This is a genomic window from uncultured Pseudomonas sp. (genome assembly GCF_913777995.1).
In the GTDB taxonomy this organism is placed as follows: domain Bacteria; phylum Pseudomonadota; class Gammaproteobacteria; order Pseudomonadales; family Pseudomonadaceae; genus Aquipseudomonas.
In genome coordinates this window covers 59,560-74,813 of sequence record NZ_CAJYVE010000011.1, presented here as the reverse complement: position 1 = coordinate 74,813, position 15,254 = coordinate 59,560, and the positions used below count along the sequence as shown (strand labels likewise).

Annotated in this window: 12 protein-coding genes; 8 read left to right on the top strand and 4 right to left on the bottom strand. The window is 63.9% G+C overall.

Features of this window, described 5'->3' with window-relative positions; genetic code table 11:
- Positions 1-55: 55 nt before the first annotated feature.
- The 3 genes from QZ497_RS05065 to QZ497_RS05055 all read right to left on the bottom strand — a co-directional run bounded on the left by QZ497_RS05065 (position 56) and on the right by QZ497_RS05055 (position 4,841).
- The gene (locus QZ497_RS05065; RefSeq protein ID WP_295471707.1) at positions 56-763 is read right to left on the bottom strand and encodes an SPOR domain-containing protein; all 708 of its coding nucleotides are present in this window, start codon (positions 761-763) and stop codon (positions 56-58) included.
- Between the two features lies 1 nt (position 764).
- Positions 765-2,501, bottom strand: coding sequence for an arginine--tRNA ligase (argS, locus tag QZ497_RS05060; protein WP_295471705.1), 1,737 nt, complete (start codon positions 2,499-2,501; stop codon positions 765-767).
- A 120-nt stretch (positions 2,502-2,621) separates the two neighbouring features.
- On the bottom strand, positions 2,622-4,841 hold the full coding sequence (locus QZ497_RS05055) for a primosomal protein N' (protein WP_295471703.1): 2,220 nt from the start codon (positions 4,839-4,841) through the stop codon (positions 2,622-2,624).
- A 167-nt stretch (positions 4,842-5,008) separates the two neighbouring features.
- On the opposite strand from QZ497_RS05055, the gene rpmE reads away from it, so the two are divergent.
- From rpmE to QZ497_RS05040, 3 genes are all read left to right on the top strand, one after another.
- Positions 5,009-5,230, top strand: coding sequence for a 50S ribosomal protein L31 (gene rpmE, locus QZ497_RS05050; protein WP_295471701.1), 222 nt, complete (start codon positions 5,009-5,011; stop codon positions 5,228-5,230).
- A gap of 21 nt (positions 5,231-5,251) precedes the next feature.
- Positions 5,252-6,049, top strand: a complete 798-nt coding sequence (locus QZ497_RS05045) for a thermonuclease family protein (RefSeq protein ID WP_295471698.1) — start codon at positions 5,252-5,254, stop codon at positions 6,047-6,049.
- A 163-nt stretch (positions 6,050-6,212) separates the two neighbouring features.
- On the top strand, positions 6,213-7,481 hold the full coding sequence (locus QZ497_RS05040; RefSeq protein ID WP_295471696.1) for a malic enzyme-like NAD(P)-binding protein: 1,269 nt from the start codon (positions 6,213-6,215) through the stop codon (positions 7,479-7,481).
- A 129-nt stretch (positions 7,482-7,610) separates the two neighbouring features.
- Here the strand turns inward: QZ497_RS05040 and QZ497_RS05035 are convergent, their stop codons facing one another.
- On the bottom strand, positions 7,611-10,052 hold the full coding sequence (locus tag QZ497_RS05035) for a penicillin-binding protein 1A (RefSeq protein WP_295471694.1): 2,442 nt from the start codon (positions 10,050-10,052) through the stop codon (positions 7,611-7,613).
- Between the two features lie 204 nt (positions 10,053-10,256).
- Here QZ497_RS05035 and QZ497_RS05030 point away from each other — a divergent pair, with 204 nt between their 5' ends.
- From QZ497_RS05030 to pilQ, 5 genes are read left to right on the top strand one after another with little or no spacing between them, the layout of a single operon-like run.
- Positions 10,257-11,321: a pilus assembly protein PilM gene (locus QZ497_RS05030; RefSeq protein ID WP_295471691.1), complete on the top strand. Its 1,065-nt coding sequence runs from the start codon at positions 10,257-10,259 to the stop codon at positions 11,319-11,321.
- The gene (locus QZ497_RS05025; RefSeq protein ID WP_295471689.1) at positions 11,321-11,881 is read left to right on the top strand and encodes a PilN domain-containing protein; all 561 of its coding nucleotides are present in this window, start codon (positions 11,321-11,323) and stop codon (positions 11,879-11,881) included. The genes QZ497_RS05030 and QZ497_RS05025 overlap by 1 nt, the downstream gene beginning before the upstream one ends.
- A complete protein-coding gene (gene pilO, locus QZ497_RS05020) occupies positions 11,878-12,501 on the top strand; it encodes a type 4a pilus biogenesis protein PilO (RefSeq protein ID WP_295471686.1) in 624 nt (207 codons plus the stop codon). The genes QZ497_RS05025 and pilO overlap by 4 nt, the downstream gene beginning before the upstream one ends.
- The gene (pilP, locus tag QZ497_RS05015; protein ID WP_295471683.1) at positions 12,498-13,025 is read left to right on the top strand and encodes a type 4a pilus biogenesis lipoprotein PilP; all 528 of its coding nucleotides are present in this window, start codon (positions 12,498-12,500) and stop codon (positions 13,023-13,025) included. The genes pilO and pilP overlap by 4 nt, the downstream gene beginning before the upstream one ends.
- Before the next feature lie 47 nt (positions 13,026-13,072).
- Positions 13,073-15,250, top strand: coding sequence for a type IV pilus secretin PilQ (pilQ, locus tag QZ497_RS05010; RefSeq protein WP_295471680.1), 2,178 nt, complete (start codon positions 13,073-13,075; stop codon positions 15,248-15,250).
- Positions 15,251-15,254 lie beyond the last annotated feature (4 nt).

Sequence of the window (15,254 nt, the reverse complement as noted above, 5' to 3'; positions counted from 1 at the left end):
CCGCTCCACCGGATTGGAAGCGGCTTGGCCGGACAGTGTCGCCGGTGCCTCAGGTTCAGCGGCTCTGGCTCTGGCGCTGTTGCAGCAGCAGATTGCTGAAGCCGCCACCGGCCAGCTGCTTCTGCGCGGTGGTCAGCTGGTCGCGGTTGCTGAACGGGCCGACCAGCACGCGGTACCAGGTCTCTTCCTTGACCGTGCCGGACTCCACGGTAGCCGCCTGGCCCAGCAGGATGATCTGCGCACGCACCTTCTCGGCATCCGCCTGCTTGCGGAACGAACCGGCCTGCAGGAAGAACTGCGTCACCGGTGCCGGCTTGGCAGTAGCGACCGGCGGCGCGGGCGGCGGGGTCAGGCCACTGAGCGCGGCCTGGGCGCGGGCGGTGTCGATCTTCGACGCCTGTTCAGGGCTGACCGGGGTCATGGGCGCCACCGCAGGTGCTGGCGGAGTCTTCTCCGGCACGGCTTCCTTGGGCACGATGACTTCCGATTCCGGCAGCAGCGTGTAGAAGTCGTACTTGGGCTTGACCACGGCTGGGCTGGGCGGGGTCTTGTTGGCTTCGGCGATCTTCGCGGCGGCCTTGGCCTCGGCCTTCTCGCGCTTGATCTCGCTGCCACCGGGTTCCAGTTTCATCAGGAACACGATGAAAGCGCCGACCGTCAGGCCGACGGCCAGCCACACCCATCCAGGGATCGGCTTCTTCGCAGGTGCTTCGTAACGGCTGGCACCGCGCTTGGGAGGCGCCTTCTTTTTTGCAACGGCCAACTTACATTCGCTCCAGAGTTTCCAGGCCCAGCAGGTCCAGGCCTTGCTTGAGGGTGCGACCGGTCAGGGCCGCCAGGCGCAGGCGGCTCTGTTGTTGTTCCGGATTCTGTGCACCGAGGATCGGGCAGTTCTCGTAGAAACTGGAGAACAGGCCCGCCAGATCGTAAAGGTAGGCACACAGTACGTGCGGCGTACCTTTGTCGGCAACATTGTTGAGGGTTTCGCCGAACTGCGCGAGTTTCGCCGCCAGTTCCTGCTCCTGCGGCGCCTCCAGGACGATACGGCCCTGGCTGGCGTCGAACGGCGTGCCCAGCTTGCGGAATACTCCGGCCACGCGGGTGTAGGCGTACAGCAGGTAGGGCGCGGTGTTGCCTTCGAAGCTGAGCATCAGGTCGAAGTTGAAGCTGTAGTCGCTGGTGCGGTGCTTGGACAGGTCGGCGTATTTCACCGCGCTGATACCCACCGCCTTGGCGATGCGACGCAGCTCGCTCTCTTCCAGGCTCGGATTTTTGTCCTTGACCAGTGCGTAGGCGCGCTGTTCGGCTTCGTCGAGCAGGTCGATCAGCTTCACGGTGCCGCCGTCACGGGTCTTGAACGGCCGGCCATCGGCGCCGTTCATGGTGCCGAAGCCCATGTGTTCGAGCTGCATGCCGTCATGGGTGAAACCGGCGCGCCGCGCCACTTCGAAGACCTGCTGGAAGTGCAGGGCCTGGCGCTGGTCGACGAAGTACAGCACGCGGTCGGCGTGCAGCACCTTGCTGCGGTAGCGCACCGCAGCCAGGTCGGTGGTGGCGTACAGGTAGCCGCCGCCGGCCTTCTGTACGATCACCGGCAGCGGGGTGTCGTCGGCGGTGCGGAATTCTTCGAGGAACACGCACTGCGCGCCTTCGCTCTCGACCAGCAGGCCGGCGCTGCGCAGATCGCTGACCACATTGGCCAGGTCGTCGTTGTAGGCGCTTTCGCCTTTCACGTCGGCTGGGGTCAGGTTGACGTTCAGGCGCTCGTAGGTCTTCTGGCAATGCGACAGCGAGATGTCGTTGAAGCGTTGCCACAGGGTCAGGCACTCGGCATCGCCGGCCTGCAGCTTGACCACCAGGGCGCGGGCGCGGTCAGCGAACTCCTCGGACTCGTCGAAGCGCTTCTTGGCCGCACGGTAGAACTCTTCCAGGTCGGACAGCTCGTCACTGGTAGCGGGCTTTTCCTGCAGGTAGGCCAGCAGCATGCCGAACTGGGTGCCCCAGTCGCCGACGTGGTTCTGGCGGATCACGGTGTCGCCCAGGTAACCCAGAACGTTGGCCACCGCGTCGCCGATGATGGTCGAGCGCAGGTGGCCGACGTGCATTTCCTTGGCCAGGTTCGGTGCCGAAAGATCGACCACCACGCGCTGTGCCGGGCCGGCCTTGCGTACCGACAACCGCTCGTCGGACAACGCGGCGTCCAGGCGCCCGGCCAGGGCCTGGGTGTTCTGGAAGAAGTTCAGGAATCCGGGACCGGCGATCTCCACCTTGCTCACCTGTTCGTCGGCGGGCAGGGCGGCGACCAGCTTCTCGGCCAGTTCGCGCGGCTTCAGGCCGGCCGGCTTGGCCAGCATCATGGCGATGTTGCTGGCGAAGTCGCCGTGGGTCTTGTCCCTGGCGTTCTCCACCTGGATCGCCGGCGTCAGCCCGGCTGGCAAGACGCCCTCGCTTTCGAGGCGGGTCAGGGCTTGTTGGATCAGCTGGCGAATGGTGTCTTTCATGAGGTTCTCTTCAACAACCGCAAGCGCGGCAGCGCCTGGATGCGCGGGTGGAAAAACTGCACATTATCCGTGGCCCGGGCAAGCTTGCCAACCTTGGCGCATGCCCGCAGTGGGCGCCTATCAATAGAGGTCGACCGGGTCGACGTCCAGCGACCAGCGCACCTGGCGCCCGCCGGGCATCTGCTCCAGTAGCGGGAGCCAGGCGTGCAACAGCTTGTGCAACGGTGCCCGTGCACTGGATTGCAGCAGCAGCTGCGCACGGAAGCGCCCGGCGCGGCGCTCCATGGGAGCCGGAACCGGGCCCAGAAGTTCGATGCCGCCGGCATCGAGTGCTGCGATCAACTGCTCGGCCTCGCTGCACGCCTGGTCGAGAAATTCCTCGGCCTGCCCCGGCTTGTGCGCTTCGGCACGCAGCAGCGCCAGGTGCGAGAACGGCGGCAGGCCGGCGGCGCGGCGCTCGCTCAGGGCCTGTTCGGCGAAGGCGAAGTAGCCCTGCTCGGTAAGCTGGATCAGCAGCGGGTGCTCGGCCAAATGGGTCTGGATGATCACCTTGCCGGGCTCTTCGGCCCGTCCGGCCCGCCCGGCAACCTGCACGATCAGCTGCGCCATGCGTTCGCTGGCGCGGAAGTCGCCGGAGAACAGTCCGCCATCGGCGTCGAGGATCGCCACCAGGGTCACCCGTGGGAAATGATGCCCCTTGGCGAGCATCTGGGTGCCGACCAGGATGCACGGCTGGCCGCGCTGGATGGTCGCGAACAGCTGGTTCATGGCGTCCTTGCGCGAGGTGCTGTCGCGGTCGACGCGCAGCACCGGGTAGTCCGGGAACAGAATCGCCAGGCGTTCCTCGGCGCGCTCGGTGCCGGCGCCGATGGGCCGCAGGTCGACCTTCGAGCACGACGGGCACTGGTGCGGCACGCGCTCGACGTGCCCGCAATGGTGGCAGCGCAGTTCGCCGGAACGTTGGTGTACGGTCATCCGTGCGTCGCAGCGCGGGCAGCCCGACAGCCAGCCGCAGTCGTGGCACAGCAGCGTCGGGGCGAAGCCGCGGCGATTGAGGAACACCAGCACCTGTTGCCCGGCCGCCAGGGTCTGGCCGATGGCTTGCTGCATGGGGCCGGAGATGCCGCTGTCCAGGGGCCGGCTCTTCACGTCCAGGCGCAAAAAGCGCGGTTGCTGAGCGCCGCCGGCGCGCTGGGTGAGGCGCAGCAGGCCGTAGCGGCCGCTGTGGGCGTTGTGCAGGCTTTCCATCGATGGGGTGGCCGAGCCCAGCACGATGGGCACGTTTTCCTGGCGTGCGCGTACCACGGCCAGGTCGCGGGCGTGATAGCGCAGCCCTTCCTGCTGTTTATAAGAGCCGTCGTGCTCTTCGTCGATGATGATCAGCCCGGGGTTCTTCATGGGCGTGAACAGCGCCGAGCGTGTGCCGATGATGATGTCGGCATCGCCATCCCGGGCGGCCAGCCAATGGTCAAGGCGCTCGCGGTCGTTGACCGCGGAGTGCAGCAGGGCGATGCGCGCATTGAAGCGCTGCTCGAAGCGCGCCAGGGTCTGTGGGCCGAGGTTGATCTCGGGAATCAGCACCAGCGCCTGCTTGCCGGCCTCCAGGGTCTGGCGGATCAGTTGCAGGTAGACCTCGGTCTTGCCGCTGCCGGTGACGCCGGCCAGCAGGAAGGCATGGAAGCTGCCGAAACCGGCACGCACCGCCTCGCAGGCGGCGCGCTGCTCGGCATTGAGCGGCAGCTCCGGTTGCGCCAGCCAGTGCTCATGGCGGGCACTGGGGGCATGGCTGCGCACTTCGACCTCTACCAGCCCCTTGGCCAGCAGCAGGTTGAGGCTGTCGCGGTTGAGTTCCAGGCTGCCGAGCAGTTGGTGGGCCACGCCATGCGGATGCTGGGCCAGGGTCGCCAGGGCTTCGCGCTGCTTGGGCGCGCGGGCGATGCGCGGGTCGTCGAGGCTGGCCCCTGGTGCGGCCTGCCAGAAGCGCTCCTGGCGAGCCTCCGCCGGCTCGCCCTGGCGCAGCAGCACCGGCAGTGCCCAGCTCAGCGTGTCCCCGAGGCTGTGCTGGTAGTACTGAGCGGTCCACAGGCACAGTTTGAACAGCGACGGTGGCAGCGGCGAGTGGCTGTCGAGCAGGGCGGTGGCGGGCTTGAGCTTGTCGGCCGGCACCTCGCTGTGGTCGGTGATTTCGATCAGCACGCCGATCATCTCCCGGCGGCCGAACGGCACCTTCAGGCGCATGCCCGGTTGCAGCGCGTTGCGCGGCACGCCAGCCGGGGCGCGGTAGTCGAACAGGCGACGCAGCGGCGAGGGCAGGGCAAGGCGCAGGATGACGTCGGGCACGCGAGGACTTCCCAGTGGCGGAGAGGGCGGAGGCGCGATCTTAGCAGACCGTCGGTACAAGGGTTCGTTTGCGTAATGGCAATTGTCTGGTAATATCCCCCGCCTATTTTGCGTGCGGTATCCGACAATCGTGTCGGGTGGCGGCCCGCCAGTCCGAGGAAGTAATCATGAAAGCCGATATCCATCCAGTTTACGAAGCGATCGACGCCACCTGCAGCTGCGGCAACGTCATCAAGACCCGTTCCACCCTGGCCAAGCCTCTGAGCCTGGACGTGTGCAACGAGTGCCACCCGTTCTACACCGGTAAGCAGAAGACTCTGGACGTTGGTGGTCGTGTTGACCGCTTCAAGTCCCGCTTCGGTGCTTTTGGCGCTGCCAAGGCCAAGTGATTCGGCTTGTGGAGCTGCCCGGTGGGCATCTTCAGATCGCAAAGAAAGGCGTCCCTCGTGGGCGCCTTTTTTGTTTCCGTGTTCTGGCTGGGCGCCGCCCAGGCATTCTGCCCCGCGCCGGCAGGCCTGCCCGAGGCGCGGGTACGCCAGGTCATCGATGGCGACACCCTGCGCCTGAGCGACGGCCGCAGTGTCCGGCTGATCGGCATCGACACGCCGGAACTCGCCCGGCGTGGCAAACCGGCCCAGCCGCTGGCTGAGGCGGCGAAGCGGCGCCTGCAGGCGCTGGTACGCAGCAATGGCGACCGGGTGCGCCTGCGGGTCGGCCAACAGCCCAAGGATCGTTACGGGCGTACCCTGGCGCATGTCTATGGTCGGGACGGCAGCAATTTCGAGGCGCAGCTGCTCAGCGAAGGGCTGGGCTTTCGCGTGGTGATCGCCCCGGATGCCGCTCTGGCCGGTTGCCAGCGCGCCGCTGAGCGGCGCGCGCGGCAAGCGCGTCTGGGATTGTGGCGCCGCTCGCCGGTGCTGGCCGGGCAGCAGGTCCGGCGCCCCGGCTTTGCGCTGGTCGGCGGTCGGGTCATCGATGTGCGGCGCAATCGTGGCGGTGTCTGGCTGGAGCTGGATTCCGTGATGCTGCGCGTGGCACCGGACACGCTGCGACTGTTCGACGCAGGCCGGCTGGCGCAGCTCAAAGGCAAGCGCGTCGAAGCGCGTGGCTGGATCGTCGAACGCACCCCGCGCGGTGGGCTAAAGTCAGGACAGGCACGTTGGCTGATGCCGCTGAAACACCCGCAAATGCTGGATATCCTCGACTGAGTCGGGCTGATCTTGCCTCAGTGCGACATTATCTATTGAGTTATTGCAATCCAACCATCCGCCCTCTTGACAGCTGTGACTGGTCAGTCTTGTGAGGATTTCGCATCTTGCGTATCCTCGGCGGTTCGTCTGTCCCACCGTAGAAAAAGCGGAATCCTATAAAATGTCCGATCTTAAAACCGCTGCGCTTGAATACCACGCCCATCCTCGTCCGGGGAAACTCAGCGTGGAACTCACCAAGCCGACTGCTACTGCCCGCGATCTGTCCCTGGCCTATAGCCCTGGTGTTGCCGAGCCTGTACGTGAAATTGGCCGCGACCCTGAGCTGGCCTACAAGTACACCGGCAAGGGTAACCTGGTAGCGGTCATTTCCGACGGTACCGCGATTCTCGGCCTGGGCGACCTGGGACCGCTGGCCTCCAAGCCGGTCATGGAAGGCAAAGGGGTTCTGTTCAAGCGTTTCGCCGGTATCGACGTGTTCGATATCGAGGTTGACTCCGAAAGCCCGCAAGCCTTCATCGACACCGTCAAGCGGATCTCCATCACCTTCGGCGGCATCAACCTGGAAGACATCAAGGCACCCGAGTGCTTCGAGATCGAAAAGGCCCTGATCGAACAGTGCGACATTCCGGTTTTCCATGATGACCAGCATGGTACGGCCATCGTGACCGCGGCTGGCATGATCAACGCCCTGGAAATCGTCGGCAAGAGCCTGGACACCGCGAAGATCGTCTGCCTGGGCGCCGGTGCGGCGGCGATTTCCTGCATGAAGCTGCTGGTGAGCATGGGTGCGAAGATCGAGAACATCTTCATGATCGACCGCTCCGGCGTCGTGCACTCCGGCCGTACCGACCTGAACCAGTACAAGGCTGCCTTCGCCCATGCCACCGAGAAGCGCACCCTGAGCGACGCCCTTGACGGAGCTGACGTGTTCGTCGGCCTGTCCGGCCCGAACCTGCTGAGCCCGGAAGACCTCAAGCGCATGGCCCGCGACCCGATCGTGTTCGCCTGCTCGAACCCTGACCCGGAAATCAAGCCTGAGCTGGCTCACGAGACCCGCAGTGACGTGATCATGGCCACCGGTCGTTCGGACTACCCGAACCAGGTCAACAACGTACTGGGCTTCCCGTTCATCTTCCGTGGTGCCCTGGACGTTCGTGCCAAGCGCATCAACGAAGAGATGAAGATCGCGGCGGCCAAGGCCCTGAGCGAGCTGGCCAAGCTGCCGGTGCCGCAGGAAGTCTGCGACGCCTACGGCGGCATTACCCTGGAATACGGCCGTGAGTACATCATTCCCAAGCCGCTGGACAGCCGTCTGCTGGGCGTGATCTCCGAAGCCGTGGCCAAGGCTGCCATCGAAAGCGGCGTGGCGACCCTGCCGTATCCGAAGCACTACCCGCTGACCAGCGTCGACGAAGTCTTCAACGGCTGACAGCCGCTTCAAGCTCCAACAAAAAACCCTGGCCTTGCCAGGGTTTTTTGTTGGAGCGCTACAAGCTGCAAGTTGAAAGCGGTGCCGGGGCCGGCTGCTTTTTCTTGAAGCTTGCAGCTTGCCGCTGCTTTAAAAGAGGTCGATCGGCGCCGACTCGTCGGCCGGCAGCGGGCTGCCAGGGGCGCTGCCGCCCAGTTCGTTGACGCTCGGCGGTGTGTCTTCGCTCTTGAACAGCTCGAAGAACGCGTTGGGCGTGCTCGGCGTGGCAGCGCGACCGCTGACCGGGTCGACCCGCAGGCTGAGGATGCCATCAGGCTCGGGCTGCTGGTGCGGTGGCTTGTCCTTGAGCGCGGCGCTCATGTAGTCCATCCAGATCGGCAGTGCCACGGTGCCGCCGAACTCGTGGCGGCCCAGGCTTTCAGGCTGGTCGAAGCCGGTCCACACGGTGGTCACGTAGTCGGCGTTGTAGCCGGAGAACCACGCGTCCTTGGACTCGTTGGTAGTACCGGTCTTGCCGGCGATGTCCGGGCGGTTCATCGACAGGGCGCGGCGCGCGGTGCCGCGCTTGATCACATCCTGCAGCATGCTGTTGAGAATGTAGGTGGTGCGTCCGTCCACCACTCGCTCGGCCACCAGCGGTGCCGGATGGTCGGTGGTGGAGGCGGGTGTCAGGCTGGTCAGCGGCGGCGTGTCATGCACCGCGAAGGTCGAGGTGTCTGGTGCGGTCTTGGCTTCGTTGGTCGGTACGGTCGCCGGGTTGGCAGAGAACAGCACCTGGCCATCGCGGTTCTCGATGGTCTGGATCAGGTAAGGCGTGATCTTGTAGCCGCCGTTGGCGAAGGTGCTCCAGCCCGTGGCGATTTCCATCGGCGTCAGGGTCGCGGTGCCCAGGGCCAGCGAGAGGTTGCGCGGCAGGTCCTGTTTGGAGAAGCCGAAGCGAGTGATGTAGTCGATGGAGGTGTCGATGCCCAACTGCTGCAGCAGGCGGATCGAAACCAGGTTACGCGACTTGTACAGGGCCTCACGCAGGCGGATCGGGCCGAGGAAGGTGCCGTTGTCGTTCTTCGGCCGCCAGACCTTGTCCAGGTACTCGTCGACGAACACGATCGGTGCGTCGTTGACCAGGCTGGAGGCGGTGTAGCCGTTGTCCAGGGCGGCGCTGTACAGGAACGGCTTGAAGCTCGAACCTGGCTGACGCTTGGCCTGCATGGCGCGGTTGTAGTTGCTCTGTTCGAAGGAGAAGCCGCCGACCAGGGCGCGGATCGCGCCGTTGCGCGGATCAAGCGACACCAGGGCGCTCTGCGCGGCGGGGATCTGGCTGAACTTCAGGCTGCCGTCGTCCTGACGCAGCACGCGGATCAGATCGCCAACCTGGGCCACGTCAGACGGCTGACGTGGGTTGGCACCCATGCTGTTGGTGTTCAGGTAAGGGCGTGCCCACTTCATGCTCGCCCAGTCGACCAGCTCTTCTTTCTCGCCGTTGCGGGTCAGGACGCGCAGGCCGGTCTTGTCGACCTGGGTGACGATGGCTGGCTCCAGGCCGCTGATAGGGCGCTGCTTGGTCAGTTCCTGGGCCCAGGCCGCGCGGGTCATGCCTGGAAAGCGGCTTTCCGGCCCACGGTAGCCGTGGCGCTGGTCATATTCGATCAGGCCGCGCTGTACTGCCGTGTTGGCGTGCTCCTGCAGGTCGCTCGGCACCGTGGTGTAGACGCGGAAGCCTTCGGTGTAGGCGTCGCTGCCGTAACGGCCGACCATCTCGGCGCGCGCCATTTCTGCTACATAAGGTGCGTACACTTCGGGCGTCGGTACGTGATAGCTGGCGTTCATCGGCTCGCTCAGGGCGGCCTGGTAGTCGCTCTGGCTGATCTTGCCGAGGTGATACATGCGCCCCAGGATCCAGTCGCGGCGTTCCTTGGCGCGAGCTGGGTTGGCCAGCGGGTTGAAGCGCGAGGGCGCCTTGGGCAGGCCGGCGATGGTCGCCATCTGCGCCAGGCTCACGTCGCGGATCGACTTGCCGTAATACACCTGTGCTGCCGCTTCGATACCGTAGGCGCGGTTGCCCAGGTAGATCTTGTTGACGTACAGCTCGAGGATCTCATCCTTGGTCAGCTGCCGCTCGATCTGCAGGGCCAGCAGAATCTCGGTGGTCTTGCGCGAGAAGCTGCGTTCGCTGGTCAGGAAGAAGTTCTTCGCCACCTGCATGGTGATGGTGCTGCCGCCGGTCTGGATATGGCCGCTCTTGACCAGTTGGCCTGCGGCGCGCACCAGGCTGGTGGGGTCGACGCCATAGTGGTTCTCGAAGTTGTCGTCTTCGGCGGCCAGCAGGGCATTGATGAAATTGGGGGGAATGTCGGCGAAGCGCACGGGGGTGCGGCGCATTTCGCCAAACTCTGCTATCAGTTTGCCGTCGCTGCTGTAGACCCGCAGGGGGATCTGCAGTTGGATGCTGCGCAGGGCCTCGACCGATGGCAGGGTAGGGCTCAGGTAAAGAAAGGCTCCGCTCAGGCCAAGCAGCAGTGCACAGAACACCGCGACCAGGGACCACCAGAAAAACTTCAGCAGGCGTATCAAGGCTTTTGGGTTTCCAGAAAAAAGAATGGGTGAGACGCGCTCAACAAATCAATACAGTCTCAAGCGTTTGGTGAACAAAAAAACGCTGGGCATTATAAGCATTTTTCGTCTCGGGGCGGGATTTGCGCTACTGTCTTGCCTAGCGTCGGCCAAGACCCATCCACGAAGTCGCGTAAGTGCCGGAAAATCCATAGGAATCAGGTTGTGTTCGAACTCTTCGGAAAGAAGGCCCATACCCTTCTAGGGATCGATATTAGCTCCACAGCGGTAAAGCTCCTTGAACTGAGTCGTTCCGGCAGCCGTTTCAAAGTCGAGTCCTATGCGGTCGAACCCTTGCCCGCCAATGCCGTGGTCGAGAAGAACATCGCCGAGCTGGAGGGTGTGGGGCAGGCCCTGAGTCGCGTGCTGGTCAAGGCTCGCACCCAGGCCCGCAACGCGGCCGTGGCGGTGGCCGGTTCGGCGGTGATCACCAAAGTGGTGGAAATGGATGCCGGGCTGTCGGACGACGACATGGAGAACCAGCTGCGGCTCGAGGCCGACCAGTACATTCCCTACCCGCTCGAAGAGGTCGCCATCGATTTCGAGGTGCAGGGTTATTCGGTGCGTAATCCCGAGCGCGTCGAAGTGCTGCTGGCGGCCTGTCGCAAGGAGAACGTCGAGGTCCGTGAAGCGGCGCTGGCCCTGGCCGGTCTCACTGCCAAGGTCGTCGACGTGGAAGCCTATGCCCTGGAGCGCGCCTTCACCCTGTTGTCTGCACAGCTGGGCAAGGGACATGAAATGCTCACCGTCGCCGTGGTGGATATCGGCGCGACCATGACCACCCTGAGCGTCCTGCACCAGGGACGCATCATCTATACCCGCGAGCAGCTGTTCGGTGGCAAGCAGCTGACCGAGGAAATCCAGCGTCGCTACGGCCTGTCGATGGGCGAAGCCGGTCTGGCCAAGAAACAGGGCGGCCTGCCCGACGACTACAACAGCGAGGTGCTGGAGCCCTTCAAGGAGGCGATGGTCCAGCAGGTGTCGCGTTCCTTGCAGTTCTTCTTCGCTGCCGGGCAGTACAACGGCGTGGACTACATCATGCTGGCCGGCGGCTCGGCCTCGATCGCCGGTCTCGAAAACCTGATCCACAAGCGCCTGGGCGTGCCGACCATGGTGGCCAACCCTTTCGCCGACATGGCCCTGAGTTCCAAGGTCAATGCCGGTGCACTGGCCAGTGATGCCCCGGCACTGATGGTCGCCTGCGGCCTGGCCATGAGGAGTTTCGACTGATGGCCCGGATCAACCTCCTGCCCTGGCGCGAACAGCTGCGCGAAGAGCGCAAGAAGCGCTTCATCACCGCGCTGGTCGGTGTGCTGGTGATCGCCGTGGCCATCGTGCTGCTGGTCGACCAGACCCTCAGTCGCGCCATCGACGCGCAGAATGCCCGCAACGCCTATCTGCAGGGCCAATTGACGCAGCTCGATGCGCGCATCAAGGAAATCAGTGAACTCAAGAGTCGCCGCAAGCAGCTGCTGGAGCGCATGAAGATCATTCAGGACCTGCAAGGCAACCGGCCGATCATCGGCCGGGTGTTCGACCAGCTGGTGCGTACCTTGCCGGACGGCGTGTATTTCACTGATGTGAAAATGAACGGCAATCTGATCGCCATCAACGGTGTCGCCGACTCCAACAACCGGGTTTCCGACCTGATGCGCAACCTGGACGCTTCCGACTGGCTCGAGACGCCGGTACTCATCGAGGTGAAGGCCAACGCCACGGACCAGACCAATGTCTTCCAGCTGACCGTGCGCCAGACCCAGCCGGCCGACGCAGAAGGAGCCAAGCCGTGAGTATTTCCGAATGGCTGGAAGGCCTGCGCAAGATCGATCTCAACGAGCTGGACATGAACAACGTCGGCAGCTGGCCGGCGGCAGTCAAGGTCATTGCCTGTGCCCTGGCCATGCTGCTGGTTCTGGCGCTGGGCTATTTTTTCTATATCCAGGACCTGGAGGCGCGACTCGACGGCGCGCGGACCAACGAAGGGCTGCTCAAGGACCAGTTCACCACCAAGGCCTTCCAGGCGGCGAACCTGGAGCCCTACAAGAAGCAGATGGTGGAAATGGAAAACACCTTCGGTGCGCTGCTGCGGCAATTGCCCAGCGACACCGAGGTACCGGGGCTGCTCGAAGACATTACCCGTACCGGTCTGGGCAGTGGCCTGGAATTCGAGGAAATCAAGCTGCTGCCTGAAGCCGCCCAGCAGTTCTACATCGAGTTGCCGATCCAGATCACCGTAGTGGGTGGCTATCATGACCTGGCCACTTTCGTCAGCGGCGTGGCCAGCCTGCCGCGGATCGTCACGCTGCACGATTTCGAGATCAAGCCCGTCGATGCCAAGAACCCGAACAGGCTGCGCATGAACATCCTGGCCAAGACCTACCGTTACAACGATCAGGGGCTGAACAAATGAGGGCGGTGCGTCTGTTGTGTGCCTGCCTGGCATTGCTGGGCCTGACGGGGTGCGGCGGCAATGACGATGTCGGCGACCTGGCGGCGTTCGTGACCGAGGCCCGTGAACGGCCTACCGGCGCCATCGAGCCGCTGCCCAAGTTTCGCCCCTACGAAGCGTTTACCTACAACGCGGCAAGCCTGCGCAGCCCGTTCATGCCGCCAATGAAGATCGATGCGCTGAGCCGACAGAAGGGCTCGAGGCTGGTCAAGCCCGACGAGGCACGGGTCAAGCAATTCCTCGAAGGCTTCAACATCGAGACCTTCGAAATGGTCGGAACCATCGGCAACGATTCGGGTACATTTGCGCTGCTCAAGGGAGCGGGCGGGGTGCACAGGGTCAAGGTGGGCGATTACCTGGGGCGTAACGACGGTCGGATCGTATCGGTGAGCGATACGCAGATCGATGTCATCGAAATTGTTCCAGATGGAGAGGGGGGCTGGCTGGAAAGGCCGCGCACCATTTCCCTCAAGGAGCGCTCATGAAGTGGGCAGTACCAAGCATGCAGAACACCGTACGACGGAAATTGAACATGACCCGGATTCTTTCGACCCTCGTCGTATCGCTTTGGATGGCGATGCTGGCACCCTGGCTTCAGGCTGCCAGCCTCAAGACCCTGGACGTCGCCACGCTGCCGGGTGACCGTATCGAGCTGAAGCTATCGTTCGACTCCCCCGTACCTGCCCCGCGTGGCTACACCACCGAGCAGCCGGCGCGTATCGCCCTCGACCTGCCCGGCGTGAATACCCAGCTGGCCAATCGCAGTCGTGACCTGGGCAGTGGCAATGCCCGCAGCGTGGTCGTGGTGCAGGCCAAGGATCGCACCCGGGTCATCGTCAACCTCACCACCCTGGCGCCTTACAGCACCCGGGTCGAAGGCAACAACCTGTTCGTGGTGATCGGCCAGGGCGCTGCCGCCGCGCAGGCCTCGCAACCCACCACGGCAGCACCTGTCGCCACTGCGCCTGCCGCGACACGCAACACCCCGCGTGCCGCCCAGCCGTCAGCCGCTCCGGCTGCCCCGCGCATCAGCGTCCCGGCGGGAGCCAAGGCGGTGCGCAACCTGGACTTCCAGCGCGGTGAGCTGGGTGAAGGCAATGTACTCATCGACCTCAGCAGCGCAGCCATCGCACCGGACATTCAGGAGCGCAATGGCAAGATCTTCGTCGAGTTCGCCAAGACCCAGCTGCCCGACCCGCTGCGCGTACGCTTGGATGTGAAGGACTTCGCCACCCCAGTGCAGTTCGTCACTGCCACCACCTCCGGTGACAAGACCAGCATCAGCATCGAGCCTTCCGGTCCCTATGACTACTCCGCCTACCAGACCGACAACCGCCTGACCATCAGCGTGCGGCCCCTGACCAATCAGGACCTGGAGCGGCGCGCGGCCGACAAGCCGGTGTACACCGGCGAGAAACTGTCGCTGAACTTCCAGGACATCGACGTGCGCTCGGTGCTGCAACTGATCGCCGACTTCACCAACCTCAACCTGGTCGCCAGCGACACGGTGCAGGGCGGTATCACCCTGCGCCTGCAGAATGTGCCGTGGGACCAGGCGCTGGACCTGGTGCTCAAGACCAAGGGTCTGGACAAGCGCAAGATCGGTAACGTGCTGCTGGTGGCGCCGGCTGACGAAATCGCCGCCCGTGAGCGCCAGGAACTCGAATCGCAGAAGCAGATCGCCGAACTGGCGCCGCTGCGTCGTGAACTGCTGCAGGTCAACTACGCCAAGGCGGCGGACATCGCCAAGCTGTTCCAGTCGGTGACCAGCGCCGAGGCTCAGGCCGAAGAGCGCGGCTCCATCACCGTGGACGAGCGCACCAACAACATCATTGCCTACCAGACCCAGGAACGTCTGGACGAGCTGCGCCGCATCGTCGCGCAACTGGACATTCCGGTTCGTCAGGTGATGATCGAGGCGCGCATCGTCGAGGCCAACGTCGATTACGACAAGGCGCTGGGGGTGCGTTGGGGCGGCAGCCGGACCAGTGGCAATTGGACGACCTACGGTCTGGACGACAATCTCACTTCGAGCAGTATCAGTGGTGGTAGCTCCACGATCAACGACGGCGGATCCACCGGGACCGGCACCAGTTCGACCACCTCGACCCGCAATATCCCCTTCGTCGACCTTGGTGCACCCAGCGCGACGTCTGGTTTTGGCATCGGCTTCGTCACCAACAACACCCTGATCGACCTCGAACTCAGTGCCATGGAAAAGACCGGTAACGGCGAGATCGTCTCGCAGCCCAAGGTGGTGACCAGCGACAAGGAAACCGCCAAGATCCTCAAGGGCACCGAGATTCCGTACCAGGAGTCCAGCTCCAGCGGTGCGACCACGGTCAGCTTCAAGGAAGCCTCGCTGTCGCTGGAGGTGACTCCGCAGATCACTCCGGACAACCGCATCATCATGGAAGTGAAGGTCACCAAGGACGAGCCTGACTACCTCAACGCGGTGCTCGGCGTACCGCCGATCAAGAAGAACGAGGTCAATGCCAAGGTGCTGATTTCCGATGGCGAGACCATCGTGATCGGCGGGGTGTTCTCCAATACGCAAAGTAAAGTTGTAGAAAAAGTGCCATTTCTTGGCGATGTGCCGTATGTTGGCCGCCTTTTCAGGCGTGACGTGGTGTCCGATTCCAAATCCGAGCTGTTGGTCTTCCTGACACCGCGCATCATGAACAACCAGGCGATTGCTGTAGGTCGTTGATTCT

Bases quoted from the DNA above. Each gene is read 5' to 3' on its own strand.
- argS (WP_295471705.1), bottom strand. From the start codon at position 2,501: ATGAAAGACACCATTCGCCAGCTGATCCAACAAGCCCTGACCCGCCTC.
- rpmE (WP_295471701.1), top strand. From the start codon at position 5,009: ATGAAAGCCGATATCCATCCAGTTTACGAAGCGATCGACGCCACCTGC.
- QZ497_RS05040 (WP_295471696.1), top strand. From the start codon at position 6,213: ATGTCCGATCTTAAAACCGCTGCGCTTGAATACCACGCCCATCCTCGT.
- QZ497_RS05025 (WP_295471689.1), top strand. From the start codon at position 11,321: ATGGCCCGGATCAACCTCCTGCCCTGGCGCGAACAGCTGCGCGAAGAG.
- pilP (WP_295471683.1), top strand. From the start codon at position 12,498: ATGAGGGCGGTGCGTCTGTTGTGTGCCTGCCTGGCATTGCTGGGCCTG.
- pilQ (WP_295471680.1), top strand. From the start codon at position 13,073: ATGACCCGGATTCTTTCGACCCTCGTCGTATCGCTTTGGATGGCGATG.